This window comes from Prauserella flavalba (assembly GCF_003202235.1).
Taxonomy (GTDB): Bacteria; Actinomycetota; Actinomycetes; order Mycobacteriales; family Pseudonocardiaceae; genus Prauserella_A; species Prauserella_A flavalba.
In genome coordinates this window covers 16,638-37,381 of sequence record NZ_MASU01000013.1, presented here as the reverse complement: position 1 = coordinate 37,381, position 20,744 = coordinate 16,638, and the positions used below count along the sequence as shown (strand labels likewise).

Here is a 20,744-nt window from a genome sequence, read left to right as displayed (position 1 = left end):
GTCAGCCACCGAGCGCGACGGGCGCGCGCCGCCGCCCGGACTCGGCATCGAAGAAGCGAAGCCTGCGCTCCGGCACGGCGAACGCGTAGGTCTCCCCCGAGACGATCGGCGTGTCCACAGTGGCCGGTATCCGCGCCACGACCCTGGACCGCTCGCCGATTCGCCAGACGGTTCCGTAGACGTGGCGGTCGCCGGAGAGGTACTCGATGCGGTCGACGGCGAGCGGCACTTCGACCACACCGGTCGCGGGCAGGCTCTCCGCGGGAAGCAGATGCTCGGGCCGGAACCCCACCAGGCTCCCGTCGTGCTCGACGAGGTTCATCGGCGGCGACCCGATGAACGTCGCGACGAACTTGTCGGCGGGTTCGTCATAGATCTCCTTGGGCGGGCCCACCTGGCGGACCGTTCCGTCGGTGAGCACCGCGATCCGGTCGCCGAGACCCATCGCCTCGGCCTGGTCGTGGGTCACGTAGATGGTGGTGGTGCCGACCTCCTGCTGGAAGCTCTTCAGCTCGTCGCGGGCGCTCGCGCGCAGCTTGGCGTCCAAATTGGACAGGGGTTCGTCGAGCAGGAAAACCTGAGGGTCACGGACCATCGCCCTGGCCAGCGCCACGCGTTGCCGTTCCCCGCCGGAGAGCTGCCGCGGCTTGCGATCCAGCAGCGGCGCGATGCCCAGCAACTCGGCAGCCCAGAGAGCCTTACGGTCGCGGTCCTGCCTGCCCATTCCCGCGGCCTTGAGCGGGAAGACGATGTTGGCGAGCACCGTTTTGTGCGGGTAAAGGGCGTAGCTCTGGAACACCATCGCGATCCGTCGCGCACGTGGTGGCAACCCGGTCACCACGTCTCCGCCGATCAGCACGTCGCCGCTCGTCGGCTGTTCGAGACCCGCGATGGTGCGCAGCAAGGTGGTCTTCCCGCAACCGGAAGGACCGAGCAGCACGAGGTACTCGCCACCGGCCGCGGCCAGGCTCACCCCGTCGATGGCGTGCACCCGCCCTCCGTCGAAGTGCTTCACCAGCTCGCGGACCTCGACGACCGCCATCGCACTCAGCCGCCGACGAGCCCAGCGGCCCGCCACTTGTCGAAGATCGCCTTGATCTGGCGATCCGCCTCGGCGACCGCCTGCTCAGGCGTGGCGTCGCCGCGGGCGGCCTTGGCGAACATGTTCGGGATGACGAAGGTGCTGAACACCTCGCCGATGGCCGTGCTCGCGGGCCCGGGATGGCCGATGTTCGTGCTCCACGGGATGGCCTCGTTCAGCAGCTTCAGCTTGTCGGCGGGTTGGGCGCCGAACGGATCGCTCGCGAGCCAGTTCGGCAGCTCGGGCGTGAGCTTGGACCAGGCAGGCAGGTCGTAGAGCTTGGACTGGAAGCTCGCGGAGGCGAAGTTCGCGGTGTAGTGCAGCAGGAACTCCTTCGCCGCGTCAACGCCCTTCGCATGCTGGGGGATGATCCAGTTGTAGAGCACGTGCTGGGCGGCCAGCGCGTCCTTCGGCCCACGCAGTGCCGGCACGAAGAACGTGTCGTCGGCAACCGCCGGGTTGGACTCCTGTGCGGTACGCCAGGCGGAGATCGAGTTCACGATGTAGGAGAGCTTGCCCGCGACCAGGCCCTGGTTGTTGCTCGCGGCGTTCCAGGAGAAGATCTCGGGCGTCATCGCCTGCTTGTAGAGCCTGGTCATGTACTCCACGGCGGCCACAGTCTCCGGGGAGTTGATCACGACCTGCTCGTTCTCGTCCTGCTCCGACGCGCCGTAGGACCACATGAGCGCGCGCAGCACCATGTTGGAGTCGATCTCCTGCGACATGCCGAGGCCCAGCGGGATCTGCTGGCTCCGCTTGATCTCGGCCGCGCCGGTGAGCAGGTCGTCCCACGTCCGGGGTCCGTCCGCCATCCCGGCCGACCGCCACAGCGATCGGCGGTAGTTGCCGGGGTCGGGGACCCAGCCCGGCGAGTAGGCGTAGAACTTGTCGGTCGCGGGGTTGTAGCTGGACTTGCGGCACAGTGCCAGCTGCTCGCCCCAACGGCTGTTGGCCTCCTCGACGACGTCGCGCTGGTCGAGCACGCTCGGCTCGAACTGCGACAGCGTCGCGATGTACTGGATGAGGTCGTGTCCCTGACGCGCCTGCATCTCCGCGGCGATCCGGGTGGGGATCTGAGCCAGGTCGATGTGATCGACGCTCACCTTGACGCCGACCCGATTGCCCCAGGCTCGCGCGAACTTGTCGAACCACACGTCGTGGCTGGGGATGAAATGGCTCCACAGCAAGATCGTCAGCTCGCCGGAGAGCTTCGATCTCGGCTGCTGGAAGGTCTCCCTGGGGGCCTGACCGGACCTGGTGCCCGGGCCAGGGGCCTCCTCCTCCGCGGCGCACGCACCGGCAACGGCGGCACCGAGCGCTGCGATCGCGGCGGTGCGGAGTACCTCGCGCCGGCTGCGGCGGGTCCCGAATCCGTTGGTCATCGTCGACCTCCTCCCCGAAGGGAGCGCAGCGCACAAGTCTAGCTGTCAGTGACCCCGATCCGAGAGTCAACGCCGCGATTCGTTACACACAGTCACGGAGTGTGCGTGACCATTGACCGAGAGCGTGGCCGTTCCCTGTTACCCGGAAACTGGCGTTGCCATGGACCGGCTACGACCACCGCGACCCCCGTTCCGAGCGCCCTCGCGACGATGGGGCACACGCGGTGATCGCGCTGATGCGGCCCGTCGTCGGCTTCGTCACCACCGTGTTCGTGCTGCCAGCCTCCCTCGAGCAGCGCCGGCACTGCGGGTGGCACGAGGCCGAGCAGGAAACCGACGTTCGGGATGTGGTTCGTCAGGAACGCGAGCACGCCACAGCACCGGCAAGGGATGCCCGTGATCGCCAAAGCCACAACGTCCAGCACGGCGAGGATCAAGCCGAACACCGTGGTGACGAGCATGTAGCGGCTGCGGTGGCGGCGACCCCGCGACCACCTCGATCACCAGGGACCCGCACGGGCCGTGTCCATCCGCGCTGTATCGGAACCGGTCCCGGTGCTCGGGACGGTCCGATGAGCCGAGTTCAGCTCTCCACCGCAGGCTCTTTCTTCCTGCTGGTCAGCGAATGCTCACGGGTGACATAGACGTAGATCAAGCCGGGCACCATCGCCAGCGCCGCGATGTAGATACTCCACTCGGCGAGCGTGCCTCCGAACTCGCTGAGAGTGGTTCCCGCGCCGCCACCCACAATCAGCGCCACCAGGAAAACGATCGCGAGCACCACCGCCATGCTCAGCGCGACGATCGCGAGCACTCCGTAGCCGTTCTTCAGTACCTTCCGCACGACGATCTCCTCTCAGAGCCCGGCGATGGGCAACAGGCCCCCGAGCAGTGCCATTGACATCAGTAGGTGGCAGACGATCCAGACGGTCGCCGCCCGGGCCGTCTTGCCGAACTCGGAGTTCGCGATGCCCATCGTCACGAACAGCCCGAGCGCGAGCGGCGGTGTCATCCCTTCCAGCGCCCCCGTCAGCGCGGGCAGCAACACGGCCAGCAGGACCGGATCTCCACCCAGCGCGGCGAACACCGTGACGAGCGAGCCGCCGAGGATCGCCACCTGCGCCGTGCCCGGCAACACCATGCCCAGGACCGCGAAGACCAACGGCACGATCAAGACCACCGCGGTCAGCGAGAGATCGAGCCCGGTAAACCAGGCCTCGATCTCCTTCTCCGCCTTCAGGCCGTTGAAGGCGGCCGAGATCGCGTAGGCGAAGTACACCGTCGCGGCGATGGGCACGACCGTGCGCAGCGAACCACGGCACATCTCCATGATCGGGGCGAGGCGTAGCCTCCGGCCCGGCAAGGACTTCCGGCCGATGATCAGTGCGTAGGCCGCGGCCAGGCCGGGGGTGAACATCAGTACCGAGTCGGAAAAGGTCTCGGCGCCGTCCTCGCCGAGCCGCGCGATGAGAAAGTCCTCCGCCAGGAAGTCGATCATCAGCGGGACGAACAGCACCACCGGCAGGAGCAGGGCGGGCCAGCCCTGTTTCCACGCCTCGGCGAACTTGGGCCGTTCCTCGATCGGGATCGGCTCCACCTTCGTGACCTTGCAGATGAAAAACAGCAGGACGAACTTCTGCACCACGAACCAGAAGCCGATGGCGTAGGAGGCCAGCAGGAAGCCGCTGAGGCTGATCGTCCCTGGGAAGAGCCCATCGACGACGCCGAAGGACAGGAAGATGATCCCGGCGGGAGGGATGATGTTGCCCAGCATGCTCGCGGACATCTCGATGGACGCGGCGGTGTGCGGCTTGAACCCCGACCGCTTCATCATCGGGATCGTGAACGACCCGACCGCGGCCGCGTTACCAGGGCCACTGCCGGACAGTGAGGCCATGAACGCGCTCGCCAAGGTCGCGACGTAGCCGGAACCGCCCCGGAACCGGCCGATGAGCGCGAGCATGATGTAGACGATCCGGCCGACGGCGTCGGTGGCATCGAAGATCACGGCGATCAGCATGAACGTGAAGATGACGTAGAACAGGCTGTTCTCGGTGGGAAAGATCAGGTACTCGCCCAGTTCTGCCCACTGCCCGGTCAGCGCGACGAGCAGGATCAGCCCTAGGGCCATGTTCTCGTACATCGGGCGTTTGAACACGAGGAACATCACGGCGATGAACGCGACGAGGGCGACCAGCACCACGAGCGCTACAGGTAGTCCGAACATGACACTCCCGGCATAGCGCCTCCGAGGAGACAGGGTAAAGTGACCAGTGGTATTAACTGGTTATGTCGATGGCCGGATACGCTAGCAGCCGGATCCAGTCCTGAGAAGCCCTGATTTCCAGCGGTTGCGGCATCCCCGCCGGTAGACTGAGCCGAGCCTATTGTCTCTACTGGTCATCGGATTGGTGATGCGCCGTGCTCGATCGCCGAGGTGCCCTGCCCCTGTACGAGCAGCTCGCGGCGATGTTCCGCGAGCGGATCGACTCGCGGGAGTGGCCGGCGGGCAGCCAGCTTCCCTCCGAGCGGGAGCTGTGCGAGCTCTTCGGCGTGAGCCGGATCACCGTCCGGCACGCGATCGGCATCGCCGAGCAGGCCGGGCTGCTCGACCGGGTCCACGGCGTGGGTACGTTCGTCGCGCAACCGACCATGGAACAGCCGCTGGATCGCCTGAACAGCTTCGAGCAGACGCTCGCCCAGCGCGGCCTGGTCGCGTCGACGGTCGTGCACACCGCTGAGCTGACGGTCAGCGACCTCGCCCTCTCGAGCATCCTGCGGCTCGACGCGACCGCGCCCGTGGCACATCTGCGCCTCGTCGGCCGGGGCAACGACCAGCCGATCGTTGTCTACGACAGCTACTTCCCGCCCGATGTCGGCGAGGAGATGACCACGGCGGCGAAGCGGGCCGAGCAGGCCGGGTTGCCGTTCTCCACACTCGACCTCTACCGGAACACCGAGCGGACCAAACCGGACCGCCTGGCGCAGACGTTCGAGGCGATCGTCGCCGACCGGGAGCTCGGCGAGCTGCTCGGCGTCGACGAGGGTTGGCCGATCCTCCGGGTGACCTCCGTGCTGTCCCAGGAACAGCGCCCGGTCGAGTACCGCACCGCCTCCTACCGTGGCGACCGGTACAAGTTCGCCGTCGATCGCAGCCTGAGCGGCCTCCACTGACCCGCCGCGGTTGACAGCCGCCACAGGCAGGTGCCAGGCTGGCCGAAGTGGTTATAACCAGTATCCAGTGAGGTCATATGAAGTCCGAACTTCGCATCGTCAGCCCCAACGGTCACCTCGGTTTCGCACCGACCAAGGAGGAGAGCTTCCGCCTCGCGGCCGCGACCCGACCCGACTACTACTGCTGCGACTCCGGCAGCGACGACATCGGCCCCGCGGCGCTCGGCTCGGACCGTTCGGTGAGCATGTACGAATGGCAGAAGCACGACCTCGAACTGATGCTGCTCGCCGCGCGTGAGCAGAACGTGCCCATGCTCATCGGTTCCTCCGGCGACTGCGGAACGAACAGCCGGGTGGACATGTTCGTGCGAATCATCAAGGATCTCGCGGCCGAACACGAGCTCCCACCGTTCAAGCTCGCCTACTTCTACTCCGAGCTCGACAAGGCCGACCTGAAGTCCAGAATGGACAACGGTGACGTTTTCGAGGGTCTGGACAGCCGGGAGAACCTCACGGCCGAGGAACTGGCGAACACCACGCGCGCGGTCGCCGTCGCCGGTGTGCACCCGTTCCTCGAAGCTCTCGCCGCCGGAGCCGACGTCATCATCGGCGGCCGTTCCAGTGATGTCGCCGTGTTCGCCGCACCGGCGATCCACGAGGGATTCCCGCCCGAGCACGCCTACTACGCGGGCAAGGTCCTCGAGTGCGCCTCGTTCTGCGCCGAGCCATACGGCGCGAAGGAGAGCGTCATCGGCACGATCACCCACGACGACGTCAAGGTCACGGCGATGGCGCCACATCAGCGTTGCACCGTCGCCAGCGTCGCCGGGCATGCGATGTACGAGCGCTCGAACCCGTACTTCGAGTACTTCGCCGGCGGCCTGCTCGACATGTCGAACTGCGTGTACGAGCAGTACGACGAGAGGACCACGCGGATCACCGGGCAGAGGTACGTGCCCATCGAGGGCGACGTGAAGGTCAAGATCGAGGGCTCGCGCCGCCTCGGCGAGAAGTACCTCGGCATCGCGGGAATCCGCGACCCGTACACCATCGCCAACATCGACACGGTTCTCGACCTCGTGCGCGCCGAGGTGGCCGCACAGTTCAAGGACATCAGCTACCACCTGAACTTCCGCGTCTTCGGCAAGGACGGCGTGATGGGTGAACTGGAGCCGGTCACCGAGATCCGTTCCCACGAGCTGTGCGTCGTCGTCGAGGGCGTCGCCGAGACCAGCGAACTCGCCGAGAGCGTGACGCTGATGGGGACCCGGCAGATCTTCTACGCGCGGCTGCCGGAGGTGACGGGCACGGCGGGCACCGCGTCCTTCGTGGTCGACGACGTGCTTCCGGCCGGCACCGCGTACATCTGGTCGATGAACCACACGGTGCCCGTGAAGGACCCGATGGAACTGTTCGAGCTCAACCTGTGCGAGGTCGGCGCCCCGGCCCCTGCCCTCCACCGATAGGAGCGACCATGCCGACCAAGACGCTGGCCGAACTGGCCAAGACGATCCGCAGCAAGAACGCGGGCACGGACCGCATCACCTTCGACGTCATCTTCCACACCCGCGAGGACTACGAGCACGTGAAGAACAGCGGCGTGCTGACCAGGGAGACGGTGCGCGCCCTGTTCAACGTGGACGATGAGCGGATCGTCGACTTCGTCAACTTCGACCCCGCCTACGCGATCAAGTTCACCTTCGCCCGCCCGCAACCCAGCGGCAGCCCCGGGGAAGGAGACGTCTTCGGGTGCCAGCAGTATCCGCCGCTACTGGACGTCGTCGTCCCGGTGGACTGAGCACCGTCCTCCGCGGCCCGGCTCGCCGGGAGCCGGGCCGCAGGGCGCTAACCCAGGCCTGCGGCGACGGCGGGCGAATCTGCCGATCGCGCGAGCGAAGGCCATCCGGCGAGCCGCTCTGCTGGGTGCCTCGCTCACCACGATGGTGATCATGTTCGCTCTGCCGCATCCGGTTGAGCTGACCCGATCGTTCGACGGGCTCCACGCGATCGACAACACGCTGATCTATGCGTTGCACCTCGGAGAAGGCTGCACCCGCAGATTTGGAGAGTGTCCTTGACTCTCAGATTCCGTAAGGCGTAACTTACGTTAGTGGCCACTTACGTAGATGACGCGTGGACGGCCCTCGGCGACCCGAGTCGGCGGCAGATCCTGCGGCGCCTCGCCGAGCGGCCCTGTTCGGTCACCGAGATCGCCGAGGAGCTGCCCATCAGCCGGCCGGCGGTGTCGCAGCACCTGCGGGTGCTCAAGGAGGCGCGCCTGGTGCTGGTCCGCCCGCAGGGCACGCGGCGGATCTACGAGGTCGATCTCCAGGGCCTCGCCACACTGCGCGAGGAACTGGACCAGTTCTGGGGCAAGGCCCTGGAGAACTTCAAGCGCTTAGTGGAAGAGGAAACGGAGCAACCATGACCAGCACGTCCACTGAAACCTCCGTACGGCGCGAGACCGAGGTCGCCGTCCCGGTCGAGCGCGCCTTCGCGGTGTTCACCGAGAAGTTCGACGGGATCAAGCCCCGTGAGCACAACCTGCTGGCGGTGCCGATCGCCGAAACCGTGTTCGAGACCCGCGTGGGCGGCTCGGTCTACGACCGCGGCGAAGACGGGTCGGTGTGCCGCTGGGCGCGGGTCCTCGAGTTCGAGCCGCCGCACCGGTTTGTGATCAGCTGGGACATCGATCCCCACTGGCAGATCGAGACCGACCCTGACCGGTGCAGCGAGGTCGAGGTGCGCTTCATCGCCACAGGACCGGACCGGACCCGGGTCGAACTCGAGCACCGCCACCTGGACCGCCACGGCCCGGGCTGGGAGCGCGGGCGCGACGGCGTGGCCTCCGAGGGTGGCTGGCCGCTCTACCTGCAGCGGTTCACCGAGCTGGCTTCGGGCGCGTAATCCGGGCAGACAGCCACACCAGCTCAATCCGCGGGCACCGGCCGGTGCGGCAGCCGCCGGCCGGGCGTGGCCAGACGGTCCCGTCCAAGGAGCCGCTGGATACGGGCGATTCCGGAGGTGTCGGCGCGGACGTGTTGGAAGAGCCGCAATCAGCCACCGGGAGCGAGGACGCGGCGAACCTCCCGTTGCGCGTCAGCGTTCCGTGGCGATCAACGGCAGTACGGGCAGGGCACACACGGGGCAACTGGTGGCCGCGGTGACCAGTCCGGAGGTTATGCCCCCGGTGGCTCCCGTGATCGCGATAGTGAACGTCGACGACGCCTTGGACGTTGGGCGCGCGCGGCCAGCGGCAGGGTCTCGATTTCATCTCGCTAATACGATAAGCGGCAGCGGCGGCTGTCTGGGATCGATGAGATCGTGCTGTCGTTGACACTCCCGAACTCGGACTGAGGCTAGTCCGGATCTGGGATGGCCAATCCAGCTGCGGCGAGACAGGCGGCCTGGAACCGCCAGATCTGCTCGTCGTTGAACCCGGAGCCCAGGTTCGGCAGCTGTGTGAGGTCGGCTTCGGGCAAGCTCACCGGGGCATCGCCAGTGCTCGCCGCCTTCAAGATCATCCGTGCCAGTGCATCGACGTTGAGCGCACGACTCAGGGCTTCCGCAACGGTCCCACCGGTCGTGACCAGGCCGTGCCCGCGGAGCACACAGACGCTCTTCTGTCCCAGTGCGGCCACGAGTTCGCGGCCGAGTTCAGGTGTGTTGACCAAGACGCTGCGCGGATAGACGGGAATCCCGTCCCGTGCCATTCGGCTCGCCGGGATGTTGTATGCCCCTACCACGGGAGCGAGCTCGAGGCCTGCCAGGTCCAGCGCGACAACTGCTGGGGGGTGGGCATGCAGGACGACATCGACATCAGGGCGTGCATTCAGGATCTCGGTGTGAATGTGGATCTCGTTAGGCACGGAGTAGCCGTCGTCGGCCTCAGCGAGGCGGCCGTCGCCGTCAGTCATGAGGACGTCGTCAGGCCGCGTGAAGAGCAGCCCGCTTTCCTCCCGGCCGCGGCATCGCACCAAGAGCCCACCGTCGTGACGACTACTGATGTGACCGAGCACGTCTTCACACAGGCCTCGGTACGCCGCGATCCGGCAGGCGGTCGCAATCTCATGCTGCTTTGAACGGAGCTGCGCGCTCCGGTCGACCGTCAGTTCAGCCTTGCTCGGCATCAATCCCCCTCTACGAAACGGAATCCGGACAGAAGCTCGATCACCTCGGGATACGGACGATCGCTCACGGCACTGGTGTTGGCCGCAAGGAAGAACTCCGCGAGCGCGGCGAAGGAGGGACTGTCAAAGCCCGCATCACGGAACATGCCTCGGGTCAGTTCCATGTCCTTGGCGATGGTCGCCACAGGAGCGTGGGATGCGATGGCTTCCGCGTCGTCAAGGAAGTACTCCTCGGCAGTGGCGAGACCGGAACGGGCGCCGGTACTTGCGGCGAGAGCTCGAATCGTCTCGGGAACATCGAGACCTTGGTGCGCGGCAAAGGTCAGTGCCTCGGCCGCAACGAGGAACCGTGCGTACTTGATGTACTGCTGCAGGAGTTTGGCACCATAGCCAGCGCCTGACGTGCCGAGGTGGACGATCGTGCCGGCGGCGGCCGAGAGCACGTTCTCCGCGTCCCCAAGGGCACCGGGCGCACCGCCTACGAGCATCGTCATGGCCGGAGGTTTGCCGCTGACCGGGCAGTCGACGAAACGGACTCCCCGCTGCCCCAAGCTGGCGGTCGCCTCCTGGGCGAAGGCCGGCGCACACGTGGATGTCTCTATGACACACGCTCCGGCAGGCAACAGCCGTCCGAGCTCGAGAACCACCTCGCGGACGGCCGCCACGGTGGGAAGCGAGGTGACGACGACATCGCTCCGCGCGGCCGCTTCGGCGAGCTGATCGAAGACCTTGACGCCGAGCCGATGAGCGTGCTCACGAACGCTGGGCAGCGTGTCGAAGCCGTTGACACTCACACCGGCCTGTACAAGGGCGCGTGCCAGCGACGACCCCATCCGGCCAAGACCGACGATCGTAAACTCCACAGCACCGTCCTGCTCTGCAGAAAAATTTTCTACCTCGGAAGGTACACGTGGGCCATGCAGGTAGCAAGGCACACCTGATCGATCTCTTACCGTTCGGACGGTGCTGTGGCCCGGACCGTGCGGTCCAGATGCTGGCGCAACTCAGCGACCGCACGGTCGAGATCGCGGGCCGCGATGGCGTCGACGATGCGCCGGTGCTCCTCGACACCCGAGGTGCCCACGTGATGGGCCTCCTGCAGGGACTGCAGGATCGGGTCGCGCAGCGCGTCGAGCAGCAGGGTGGTGGCCGAGTTGTGGGCGCATCCGGCCAGGGCGCGGTGGAACTGGAGCGACATCTCCACCGTGTAGGACCCGTCCTTGCGTGCGGCCTCGTGCTCGTCGCACATGGCACGGAGCTCCGCAATGTCGGCGTCCGACGCGCGCTCGCAGATCACGGGCAGGAAGGCCAGTTCCATGATGGTACGGACCTCGGTGACTTCCGAGGAGGTGATCGCCGCCCTGTTGATCAGGTCGGTGAGCCCTTCGCCAATCAACGAGGTCGACGGCGCCTTGACGAAGGCGCCGCCGTCCTTGCCGAGCTTGATCGTGATGTGGCCGGTGGCCTCGAGCATTCGGAGCGCCTCGCGGATGGTTCTCCGGCTCACTTCGAACTGATCACACAGGGCGCGCTCCGATGGAAGACGAGCACCGACAGGTAGGTCCCCAGATCGGATCCGGCTGCGAATCTGCTCCACGATGGTCGCGGACATGCGCACGTTAGCCACCGGCTCGAACACGATCGAACCACCCTCGTCGGTGACGTCGAACTCTACTGGCACGCCACTCCTTCAGTCTCGGTCGATTCTAATCGGATGTCTCGTTGCCCCTGCGATTGAGGACCGTCGCGCTCACCATGACGAGCCCTGTGAGCGCGACCGCGGCGGAGGTCGCCATCATGGTGAGCAGCGCGGCGACGCCCAGGGGTGTGATCAACAGCGCGGCAGCACGGTAGGTACCTGCCGTCGCGATCGCCTCGCCGCGCTCCTCGGGGTTCACCGTCTCACTCGCGAGGGCAGGACCGACGGTTTGCAGGAGACCAGCACCAATCCCCGATACCGCAAGCGCGGTGGCAGCAGCCACCAGATCGCCGCCGAGGAGACCGAACATCGCGAGGCCGACCCCGGTTGTCATCATGCCGGCAACGAGCGCGAGCCTCAGCCTGCGAGCCCTGATCCACCCAGCACCCGCGCCACCCGCGATCGACATGCTGTTGGCCACCGCCACTACGACGCCGATCGCGGAAGCGGCATGCCCGGCCTCTGCGAGGACGACGGGTACGTAGGAGTTCATCATCGCGCGCCAACCGCCCGCGGAGGCACCGGCCCAGCTCGCGAGCCCGACCCCCGACCGTCGCCACGCGCTCCGCGCCGCCCGGCGTTTCTTTGCCGGGCGAAGGGGCGGCAGGCAGACCATGAGCGACGAAGGCAGCACCGCGAGCGCGCCGGCGATTCCCGCGCACGACAGGGTCCACGCGACTGAAAGGTGCTGAATCGCGGGCCCCGCAAGCAGCGGACCGAGAATCTGTCCGATCCCGGAGGTCAGGTTGATCCGCGCGATCGCGGCCACCGACGAATGGCTGGTGCGCACGACATGTGTCTGCGCCCCCGTCCAGAAGAAGCCCCGAGCCGCACCCTGGGCGAGCTGGGAGCAGGCAAAAGCCCACCACCCTGTCGAGACCACGAGCACCAGACACGAGAGCGATATGAGCACGCCTGCGGCACTGACGAAGTGCTTGGGAGCGACATGGCGCATCAGTGCGCCCATGCCCGCCCTGATGCCCAGCTGCGCGCAGGCCGACAGGGCAACGAGAAGCCCAACCTGACCAGCGCTGTAGCCGGCGGACAGAGCGAAGAGCGGGATCGCCACGGCCGACAACCCCATCGCGAAGGTGAAGAGCGCCCCTGCGAGGCCGACATACGCGTTCTCGAATCGCGACGGTTGACGCTCCCGGTCGGCACTCATAGTGTAATGGTACCTCCATTACACGATATGGGAGCAAGAACCGATGAGAGTGGCGAGTGACCTGGCCAAATGTCAGGGGTACGGCAACTGCGTTGCCATCGACGAGAGGCATTTCGACCTGGACGACGACGGGCTGGTCGTGGTTCGCGAGGAGCACGTCACCCAGGAAGAGCGGGACACCGCGGACGAGGCGATCCGCAGCTGCCCGGTAGCCGCCATCTGGCTGGAGGACGTGCGTTGAGCGACCACGTCGTCATCGTCGGGGCCTCGGTCGGTGGCGTCCGGACGGCCCAGGAGCTACGCCGACTCGGCTTTGAGGGCGACGTCACGGTCGTCGGCGAGGAGAGTGAGCAGCCTTACGACAAGCCGCCGCTGTCGAAGCAACTGCTGCTCGGGACCCAGACCGAGGAAGAGATCTCCCTCCTTGGCGACGGCGGATGGGAAGCCATCAACACCCGGGCGAAGCTCGGGACCCGCGCGGAGAGCATCGACATCGACTCGATGGTGGTGAGCCTCTCCGACGGCGACGAGTTGGACTACGACGCGCTGGTCATCGCGACAGGCGTTCGCCCGCGATCATTGGCTCCGGGCCTCACTGACCTCGACAGTGTCTACACCGTCCGCGAGATGCGTGACTCCCGTGCACTTGCGGCCCGGGCAGCCCTCGGCCCGGTCGTGGTCGTCGGCGCCGGCTTCATCGGTGCTGAGGTCGCCTCCTCGCTCCGCAACCTCGGTGCCGAGGTCACCATGACCGAGGCGTTGGCCTCGCCGTTCGCACGGGTGTTTGGCCGCGAGGTCGGCGGCCTGGTCACCGATCTGCACCGCTCCAACGGCGTTGACCTGGTCACACAAGCCAGTGTGAACGCGATCGAGAAGTCCGGCGATCAGACGCTGGTCCGGCTGGTCGACGGGCGTGTACTCGAGGCAGCGACCGTTGTCCTCGGCATCGGGGCGACTCCCAACAGCGAGTGGCTGGAGAATTCGGGCCTCAAGATCGGCGACGGCGTCTTCGTCGACGCCGGCTGTGCCGTCCTCGCGAGCGGGTTCGGCCCGCACGCCGAAGGCGTTTACGCCATCGGTGACGTGGCACGTCAGGTCGACCCAGGAACTAACAAGCATTACCGCGTCGAGCACTGGACCAATGCGGTCGAACAGGCTCACGTGGTAGCTCGCCAGATCGTCGACCCGGTGGCGACGCCCGAGCCACTCAAGGCACCGTACTTCTGGTCCGACCAGTTCGGCACGAAGATCCAGATGGTCGGCCGCCCCCATGAGAGCACCTCCGTGTCGCTCCACCACTTCGAAGCCGGGGGTATCGAGCGGACGGCAGCTCTTTATGCGTACGAAGGTCGACTTGCCGCAGCCGTCACGTTCGGCTGGCCGAGGGCGATCGCGGCCTGCCGGTCCGCCTGGCGGACCGGCACCCCGGTAGCCGAGGTCCTCACCAAGCTCCGTGATCTCGCCGACCGCGCCAAACCCGTTTCCGCCTGAGTCGCCATCCCCTCGCGCGGACACCCAAGAAAGGACTTCCATGACGATCGACCAGTCCCTCCCGTCACAACGGGTCAGTGACCTGATCGACATCACCGCCGGTGAGATCAGCCGTGAGATCTTCGTCGACGAAGCCATCCACAAGCAGGAACTGGAAAACCTCTTCCCACGCGCCTGGCTCTTCGTCGGACACGCCTCGCAAGTTCCCAACCCGGGCGACTACTTCAGCTCGTGGATGGGCTCGGACCCGGTTCTGCTGACCCGCGACGACAGGGGCGAGATCTACGTCCTGCTCAACTCGTGCCGCCACCGTGGCATGAAGGTGTGCCGGTACGACGAGGGCAACACGATGCAGTTCACCTGCCCGTACCACGCCTGGTCGTACAGCATCGACGGCTCACTGGTCGACGTCCCGGGCGACCTCCACGGCGTCCCGCACCTGAAGTCCGCCTACCAGGGGCAGCTGGAGAAGGCCAAGTGGGGCCTGGTCCGCTGCCCGCGGGTGCACAACTACAAGGGCCTGGTCTTCGCTACCTGGGACGAGCAAGCCCCCGACTTCCTCGATTACGTCGGCGACTTTCACTGGTGGCTGGACAACCTCGCCGACGCCTTCGACGGTACTGAGGGAGGCACCGAGGTCTTCCACGGCGTCCTCAAGTGGAGGATCAAGTCGAATTGGAAGTTCGTATCCGAGAACTTCCTCGGCGACACCTACCACGGCGCGTCCACGCATGCGTCGGTTGAGGCCGTCGGCATCGGCCCCGGCGGGAAGGGCAAGCGGCGCCACGGCGAGCGGCAGAACCAGGGCGGCTTCTCCAAGGGCCGGATGAAGACGTCCTTCCGTCTCGGCCACGGCGCGTCGGACAACCTCGACTACGAGCTCCCCTATCCGGAGTTCGCCGAGCCTGAGCTGACCGAATACTTCGAGCACGCGTGGAACAAGCGTGCCGAGAAGCTCCGAGCCGAAGGTCGCCCGCTGGGTGGACGTGGTCCGGCCACGATGTTCCCGAACATGTCGTTCGCGGCAGGCTTCCCACGGTCGATCCTGGTCGCGCATCCAATCAGCCCGACCGAGACCGAGGTCTGGCGCTGGTTCCTCGTCGACAAGGACGCCCCGGACTTCGTCCGCGAATGGCTGCGGCAGTACTACATGCGCTACGGCGGCCCCGCGGGCATGACCGAACAGGACGACATGGAGAACTGGGATTACGCCACCAACGCCAGCCGCGGCGTGGTCGCCCGGCGCTACCCGTACAACTACCAGCAGGGGCTGGACCGCGAGCAGCCCAGCGAACTCGACCGGGCCGTGCACTCCGACCACGCCATCGCCGGCGAGGTCAACGCCCGAGCGTTCTACCGACGCTGGGCGGAGTACGTCGACAACCTGAGCCAGCAAGAGCTCACAGAACGCGCCCAGGTGGACGAGCGCATCGACCGGATCAAGGAGCGGCAGGCCAAGAGCGCCGCGGAGCTGGAAGGGCAGGCATGAGCACGCTGACCCATGAGCAGGGGAAGCCGCAACTCGTCAACGAGTCCGGGCTCTCCAAGCCGCAACTGCGTGAGCTACTGGCCGACGTCAGCGACTTCCTCTACCGCGAGGCCGACCTGCTCGACGAGCGGCGCTACACCGAGTGGCTCGAACTGCTCGACGACGACTACCGCTACTCCGTGCCCCTGCGGATGAACGTCCCGTTCGCTGATGTCGCGGACAACGAGAACACCAAGCTCGGCGCCGAGGTCTGCTGGTTCGACGAGCCCAAATCAACCGTCGAGTTCCGGGTGACGCAGCTGATGACCGGTGTGCACTGGGCCGAGGAACCCGTCTCCCGCGTCTCCCACCTGCTGACCAACCTCCGCCTCACCCGCGTGGACCTACCCGAGGTCGAGATCTCCGGGCGATTCCTGGTCTATCGAAACCGAGTCTCCGACGAGACCGACATTCTCGTCGGTCGCCGACGCGACGTCCTGCGCCGAGCCGGCGACGACTGGAAGGTCGTGCGTCGCACGCTTCTCCTCGACCAGTCGGTTCTGCTGGCCAAGAACCTCTCGATCTTCATCTGACCCAGCCGGGCAAACGACCAGCCCCGGTGCACCGACACTCGGTGCACCGGGGCTTTCGTCGCATCTGGCGTTATGATAGCTCGGTCGCACAGCAGAAAGACTTTCCTATGAACGAAACGAGCAGCCCGGATGCAGCAGCGTCGAGCGCAGCCAGTGCGCGCGGATCCGACCGGAAGAAGAAGCCGTCGTATCCGATCTCCTCGGTCGACAACGCACTCCGTCTGCTCTTGATGTTTCGAGATCGACAGCAAGTGCGACTCTCCGACGTGTCCAGCGAACTCGGTGTCGCCCACTCCACCGCACACCGCCTGCTCGCGATGCTGACGCACTACGACTTCGTCCGCCACCCCGGCGGCCACGGCGCCTACACCGCCGGCCCAGCTCTGCTCGAGATCGGCTACGGCGCCGTACGCAGTCTCGACCTGCGCTCATTGGCACAGCCGTTCCTGCACCAGTTGGCACGCACCCTGGACGAGACCGTCCAGCTCGCCCAACTCGAAGGCGGGCACATCCGATATATCGCCGGCGTGGAGTCGAGCCAGCCACTGCGCGTCGCCGATCGCACCGGTCAGCTCTTTCCGGCTCACCAGACCGCCACCGGCAAGGCCATCCTGGCCGGCCTCACCGCCGACCAACTCCGGGCAGCGCTGACCGGAGCCACACTCGCCAAGGATGAGGAAATACCGGAGATCGACCTCGAAGATCTCGAACACCAGCTCACAGCCGTGCGCTCCTCCGGCTACGCGTTCAACCATCGTGACGACGGCGTCATCTCGCTCGCTACAGAGGTACGCAACCAGCGCGGCTTCACAGTCGCGGCCATCAACGCCTCCGCCCCAGAAAACCGCATGCCACCCGAACGCCGGGACTACACGGTCTCGGTGCTGCGCAAGACCGCCGAGGACCTCGGGAACGCCCTCCACGACGGGTAGATCTCGCCCCAGCGAACGCAAGGTGGCCCAGGTACCTGCCTGGGCCACCTTGCGTGCAGGGGGTGCCAGCCGGCTCGATCCAGCTTGATCAGCCTTCGTAGGCCTTCTTGATGATGTTGATGTAGTCCTGCGGCGCGTCCATCAGACCCTCGACGGACTTCTGGACATCGACACCAGCGGTGTAGGCGATCGGACGCCCAGCCTTCTCGGCCGCAGCTATGTAGTCCTTGTTCTGGACCACCGCGTCGAAGGCCTTGCGCAGCTCCGCCAGGCGGTTCTCATCCATGTTCGGCGGAGCAGCCAGCGTCCGTCCGCTCTCGAGCACGTCGGCGTGGAACTCCGCGAGCTTCTTGCTCTTCGCGTCGTCGGCGACGTCGATCAGGGTCGGCACCTCCGGGAACGCCTTGACCGGCTGACGGCCCAGTACCAGGATCGGTCGGCCATCACCGGCGTCGATCGTCGGCTGCTGACTGCTCAACGAGCGCGAGTAGGCGTCGAAGTTCCCCTGGACCAGCGAGAGCGCTGCCGCACCAGAGCCATTGAAGCCGGTGACGATTTCGTTCTTGATCCCGAATCCGGTCTCCAACACGACCGGATCGACGTACTCGTTCGAACCCGGCCCGGTGGCGCCGAACTTCACACCGCCATCGTCGGCAGCCGCCTTCAGGTCCTCGTACGACTTGATGTCGCCGTCCGCCGCCGTGATCACGACATCCGGCTCGGAGGCGAGTCGGCCGATGTAGCTGAACTTGGCCGGGTCAAATTCCACACCCTCGGCCTCGGCGAGTGCGCTACCCACGACGCCCGTCATGTTCAGGATCTCGATCGTGGTCCCGTCCGGCTTCGCCCGCATCAGCTCATTGATCGCGAGCAGCCCGCCAGCGCCGGGCTTGTTGATCACGTTGACGGTAGCGCCGAGTTCCTTCTCCAATGCAGGCGCGAGCTGCCGAGCGTACTGGTCGTAGCCGCCGCCTGTCTCGAAAGGCACGACGAGATCAATGGTCTCGCCTTCGAAGTTGCCAGAGGCCTGGCTCTCGCCACCGCTGATACCCGGGCCCTGACAGCCCGTCAATGCCAATGCGACGGCAACGGCGAACGCCGCGATGCGGAGTTTGTTCATCTCATCATCTCTCGGTAGGTAGGCCCGTGGGGCCGCGGACGGGTCAGGCCAGCCCGAAGTAACCGGCCGGGACCGGCTGGACGAGCAGGACATTGAAGGCGAGGTACAGCACGCCGGTGAGGATGACTGCGTAGATACCCGAGAAGACCCAGGAACGTTTGTCTTGGAAGCGCAGGTAGAGCACGGTGAACAGCATCGAGGTGGCGTACAGGCCAAGGACGTAGAGCGACGCGAAGAAGGCGATGAACCATGCGAGCGTCGCCAGCCATTGCATTGTGCTCGCAGTGTGGAAGACGTAGTCGAGGTCGTCGTCTTCCGTCTCGGAGTGGTCGTGCGGAGCCTCCCGGGTACCGATCAGCGCCCGGATGACAAGCACCACCCCCAGTGCGGCACCGGCGATGCTGATCGCGGCCGGGAACTCGGCCGCCTGCGGCGAGAGCGAGCGGGTCATCACATAGGCGCCCACCATGATGCCCACCATCAGCAGGCCACCGACCAGATCGGCGACCAGAACGCGTCGAGGCCGCGCGGCGGTGACGGTCGGAGTAACCGGGTTCGTCCTCATCGCTTGTCTCCCTCGGACACGTCCGGGCTCTCCCCGGGCGCGGTCGTGGTCAGCACGGGGTCTGCCGGATCGCGCTCTGCTGTCTCGGCCACTGCCTTCTTCACGGAGGTCTTCCGCTGCCGAGTGCGCGCTTCACGAACGAAATGCATCACGAGCACCGCGGCGATCACGACACCGACTCCGATCACCACCGGCCGGGTGATCCAGCCGGCGCCGAAGAGCTGGCCGGAGAGAAACAGGTTGCTCTCCAAGACCGCGCCGAGTACGAACCCGAGCAGCAGGGGCACTCGCGGCCAGTCCCATCGAATGCAGGCGACACCAATAGCGACGAAGACGAGCATCAGGAAGACATCGGTCCAGGCGTTGTTCTCCGCGAAGGCACCGATCGAGAGCAACAGCATCAGGAACGGGACCAGCAACGGTCCGGAGATGTGGGTCAGCTTCGCCAGCGGGCGAACCAAGGCGAGCGCTACTCCAATCGCGATCACGGTCGCGAACAAAGCGATCCAGACGAACGACATCGTCACGTCGAGTTCGGTGGTGAGCATCTCTTTGCCCGGATCGAGCCCGAGGATCAGGAATGCGCTCAGAAGTACGGCACTCGACGCCGATCCAGGGATGCCGAACGCGACAGTCGGGATCAGCGAACCGCAGTCTTTGGCCACCCCGGTCGCACCGGCGGCGATGACTCCCTCGACCGATCCCTTGCCGAACTCCTCAGGCTTCTTCGACACGGACTTGGCGTGACCGTAGGCCACGAACTGAGCCACCGAGCCACCCATCCCGGGCACCAGGCTCAGCCCACTGCCGATGGCTCCGGAACGTGTCGCCAACGGCCACCGCTTCAGCGCGTCGCGGATCCCTGCCCCGACGCCGGAGACAGCCGGGGTTCCCGCCTGCCTCGAGGCGACGCTCCTCTTCTGCATCATGAGCTGCAGCACCTCGGCGCCACCGAAGAGCCCGATCACGACCGGCACGATGCTGATGCCGTCCCAGAGATCCATCGACCCGAAGGTGAATCGCTGCTGACTGGTGAACGGATCCAGCCCGACCAGCGAAACCAGCAGCCCCACGATGCAGGCGAGGGCTCCTTTGAGCATCTTGCCCGACGACAGGGTCACCACGAAGGTCAGGCCCAACACGGCAAGAGCGAAGAACTCCGGCTCCGCGATGTTCATGATGACCGGCCGGATGACCGGGATCAGCAGTACCAGCACCAGCGCGCCGAACAGTGCGCCCATTCCAGAGCTGGTCAGCACGGCGCCCAGGGCACGACCTGCCCGGCCGCGCCGGGTCATCGGGTACCCGTCGAGCACGACCGCTGCCGATGACGCCTCTCCCGGGATTCCGAAGAGTACCGAGGTGATGTCTCCTGCCGTCGCGGCCACAACGTACATTCCGAGCAGGAGCGCGAAGGCCGGCACCGGGTCCATGTCGAACGTGAACGGCAACAGCAGCGCCAGCGTCACCGCACCGCCCAACCCGGGCAGGATGCCGACAACGAACCCAAGAGCGACGCCGATGACCATCATCAACAGCGACATCGGTGTGAGCACCTGCATCAGTGCGTCAACTAGTGCTTCGGCCATGTCGTCCTTCGAATTTTCGTAGTCCAGAAATTTGTTCCGAACGTAACCCCCGCCACAAAGCCTGTCAATGGTTCCCCCATTAGCCGCTCATAACGAACGAGATGCGCAGCCGGTACGCGATGCATGTCAGGGCTGCGCGAGCACGCCCGTACCGAGCTGATCGAGGCGCCTGAACCGGAGGCGGAACGGGTGGCTTCACGGCCGTCCGCACCTCGTGGTCCTTGCCGATGGTCGCCCGCCAACGCCTCGGCCCCGCGCTCCCCTCAGCTACGCCCGCATGCGACGGTGCTGCCTGGTTCTGGGCCTCGAGACCCCGGCCCTGCGCCTGGAACTACGTGCGGAGGTCAGGGATGCA

Annotated in this window: 22 protein-coding genes; 10 read left to right on the top strand and 12 right to left on the bottom strand. The window is 66.2% G+C overall.

Annotation, left to right across the window (positions count from 1 at the left end):
* Position 1: 1 nt before the first annotated feature.
* The 5 genes from BA062_RS27445 to BA062_RS27425 all read right to left on the bottom strand — a co-directional run bounded on the left by BA062_RS27445 (position 2) and on the right by BA062_RS27425 (position 4,690).
* Positions 2 to 1,042: an ABC transporter ATP-binding protein gene (locus BA062_RS27445; RefSeq protein WP_110342594.1), complete on the bottom strand. Its 1,041-nt coding sequence runs from the start codon at positions 1,040 to 1,042 to the stop codon at positions 2 to 4.
* A 5-nt stretch (positions 1,043 to 1,047) separates the two neighbouring features.
* Positions 1,048 to 2,463 (bottom strand): ABC transporter substrate-binding protein, encoded by a 1,416-nt coding sequence (locus BA062_RS27440; protein ID WP_110341677.1) that lies wholly within the window; start codon positions 2,461 to 2,463, stop codon positions 1,048 to 1,050.
* 92 nt (positions 2,464 to 2,555) lie between these two features.
* Complete coding sequence (locus BA062_RS41220; RefSeq protein WP_110341675.1) at positions 2,556 to 2,924, bottom strand: hypothetical protein; 369 nt, start codon at positions 2,922 to 2,924, stop codon at positions 2,556 to 2,558.
* 122 nt (positions 2,925 to 3,046) lie between these two features.
* Entirely contained in the window at positions 3,047 to 3,307 is a 261-nt protein-coding gene (locus BA062_RS27430) for a hypothetical protein (protein ID WP_110341673.1), read from the bottom strand.
* A gap of 12 nt (positions 3,308 to 3,319) precedes the next feature.
* On the bottom strand, positions 3,320 to 4,690 hold the full coding sequence (locus BA062_RS27425; protein WP_110341671.1) for a TRAP transporter large permease subunit: 1,371 nt from the start codon (positions 4,688 to 4,690) through the stop codon (positions 3,320 to 3,322).
* A gap of 194 nt (positions 4,691 to 4,884) precedes the next feature.
* Here BA062_RS27425 and BA062_RS27420 point away from each other — a divergent pair, with 194 nt between their 5' ends.
* The 5 genes from BA062_RS27420 (at position 4,885) to BA062_RS27400 (ending at position 8,544) form a co-directional block, all read left to right on the top strand.
* Positions 4,885 to 5,637 (top strand): GntR family transcriptional regulator, encoded by a 753-nt coding sequence (locus BA062_RS27420; protein ID WP_110341669.1) that lies wholly within the window; start codon positions 4,885 to 4,887, stop codon positions 5,635 to 5,637.
* 77 nt (positions 5,638 to 5,714) lie between these two features.
* Positions 5,715 to 7,103 carry an acyclic terpene utilization AtuA family protein gene (locus tag BA062_RS27415; RefSeq protein ID WP_110341667.1) on the top strand — a complete coding sequence of 463 codons (1,389 nt, stop codon included), beginning with the start codon at positions 5,715 to 5,717 and terminating at the stop codon, positions 7,101 to 7,103.
* Positions 7,104 to 7,111: 8 nt separating this feature from the next.
* Positions 7,112 to 7,435, top strand: a complete 324-nt coding sequence (locus tag BA062_RS27410; protein WP_110341665.1) for a DUF4387 domain-containing protein — start codon at positions 7,112 to 7,114, stop codon at positions 7,433 to 7,435.
* Positions 7,436 to 7,747: 312 nt separating this feature from the next.
* The gene (locus BA062_RS27405; protein WP_110341663.1) at positions 7,748 to 8,065 is read left to right on the top strand and encodes an ArsR/SmtB family transcription factor; all 318 of its coding nucleotides are present in this window, start codon (positions 7,748 to 7,750) and stop codon (positions 8,063 to 8,065) included.
* Entirely contained in the window at positions 8,062 to 8,544 is a 483-nt protein-coding gene (locus BA062_RS27400; protein WP_110341661.1) for an SRPBCC family protein, read from the top strand. The genes BA062_RS27405 and BA062_RS27400 overlap by 4 nt, the downstream gene beginning before the upstream one ends.
* Positions 8,545 to 8,996: 452 nt before the next feature.
* On the opposite strand, the gene phtC is transcribed toward BA062_RS27400, so the two are convergent.
* The 4 genes from phtC to BA062_RS27380 all read right to left on the bottom strand — a co-directional run bounded on the left by phtC (position 8,997) and on the right by BA062_RS27380 (position 12,631).
* Positions 8,997 to 9,767, bottom strand: a complete 771-nt coding sequence (gene phtC / locus BA062_RS27395) for a 3,4-dihydroxyphthalate decarboxylase (protein WP_110341659.1) — start codon at positions 9,765 to 9,767, stop codon at positions 8,997 to 8,999.
* Entirely contained in the window at positions 9,767 to 10,630 is an 864-nt protein-coding gene (locus tag BA062_RS27390) for an NAD(P)-dependent oxidoreductase (RefSeq protein WP_110341656.1), read from the bottom strand. Before BA062_RS27390 ends, phtC begins: the two co-directional genes overlap by 1 nt.
* 86 nt (positions 10,631 to 10,716) lie before the next feature.
* On the bottom strand, positions 10,717 to 11,448 hold the full coding sequence (locus BA062_RS27385) for a FadR/GntR family transcriptional regulator (protein WP_210407013.1): 732 nt from the start codon (positions 11,446 to 11,448) through the stop codon (positions 10,717 to 10,719).
* 25 nt (positions 11,449 to 11,473) lie between these two features.
* The gene (locus BA062_RS27380) at positions 11,474 to 12,631 is read right to left on the bottom strand and encodes an MFS transporter (protein WP_110341654.1); all 1,158 of its coding nucleotides are present in this window, start codon (positions 12,629 to 12,631) and stop codon (positions 11,474 to 11,476) included.
* Between the two features lie 43 nt (positions 12,632 to 12,674).
* Between BA062_RS27380 and BA062_RS39970 the strand changes: the two genes are divergently transcribed.
* From BA062_RS39970 to BA062_RS27360, 5 genes are all read left to right on the top strand, one after another.
* Positions 12,675 to 12,872 (top strand): ferredoxin, encoded by a 198-nt coding sequence (locus BA062_RS39970; RefSeq protein ID WP_168214117.1) that lies wholly within the window; start codon positions 12,675 to 12,677, stop codon positions 12,870 to 12,872.
* Complete coding sequence (locus BA062_RS27375) at positions 12,869 to 14,122, top strand: NAD(P)/FAD-dependent oxidoreductase (RefSeq protein ID WP_168214116.1); 1,254 nt, start codon at positions 12,869 to 12,871, stop codon at positions 14,120 to 14,122. Before BA062_RS39970 ends, BA062_RS27375 begins: the two co-directional genes overlap by 4 nt.
* Positions 14,123 to 14,162: 40 nt before the next feature.
* Entirely contained in the window at positions 14,163 to 15,611 is a 1,449-nt protein-coding gene (locus tag BA062_RS27370) for an aromatic ring-hydroxylating oxygenase subunit alpha (RefSeq protein WP_110341650.1), read from the top strand.
* Positions 15,608 to 16,183, top strand: coding sequence for a 3-phenylpropionate/cinnamic acid dioxygenase subunit beta (locus BA062_RS27365; RefSeq protein WP_110341648.1), 576 nt, complete (start codon positions 15,608 to 15,610; stop codon positions 16,181 to 16,183). Before BA062_RS27370 ends, BA062_RS27365 begins: the two co-directional genes overlap by 4 nt.
* Positions 16,184 to 16,290: 107 nt before the next feature.
* Complete coding sequence (locus tag BA062_RS27360; protein WP_110341646.1) at positions 16,291 to 17,115, top strand: IclR family transcriptional regulator; 825 nt, start codon at positions 16,291 to 16,293, stop codon at positions 17,113 to 17,115.
* A gap of 88 nt (positions 17,116 to 17,203) precedes the next feature.
* On the opposite strand, the gene BA062_RS27355 is transcribed toward BA062_RS27360, so the two are convergent.
* The 3 genes from BA062_RS27355 to BA062_RS27345 are packed head-to-tail and all read right to left on the bottom strand — an operon-like array spanning position 17,204 to position 20,389.
* Positions 17,204 to 18,235 (bottom strand): Bug family tripartite tricarboxylate transporter substrate binding protein, encoded by a 1,032-nt coding sequence (locus BA062_RS27355; protein ID WP_110341644.1) that lies wholly within the window; start codon positions 18,233 to 18,235, stop codon positions 17,204 to 17,206.
* Positions 18,236 to 18,278: 43 nt separating this feature from the next.
* Positions 18,279 to 18,800: a tripartite tricarboxylate transporter TctB family protein gene (locus BA062_RS27350; protein ID WP_110341642.1), complete on the bottom strand. Its 522-nt coding sequence runs from the start codon at positions 18,798 to 18,800 to the stop codon at positions 18,279 to 18,281.
* Entirely contained in the window at positions 18,797 to 20,389 is a 1,593-nt protein-coding gene (locus BA062_RS27345; protein WP_110341640.1) for a tripartite tricarboxylate transporter permease, read from the bottom strand. Before BA062_RS27345 ends, BA062_RS27350 begins: the two co-directional genes overlap by 4 nt.
* Positions 20,390 to 20,744 lie beyond the last annotated feature (355 nt).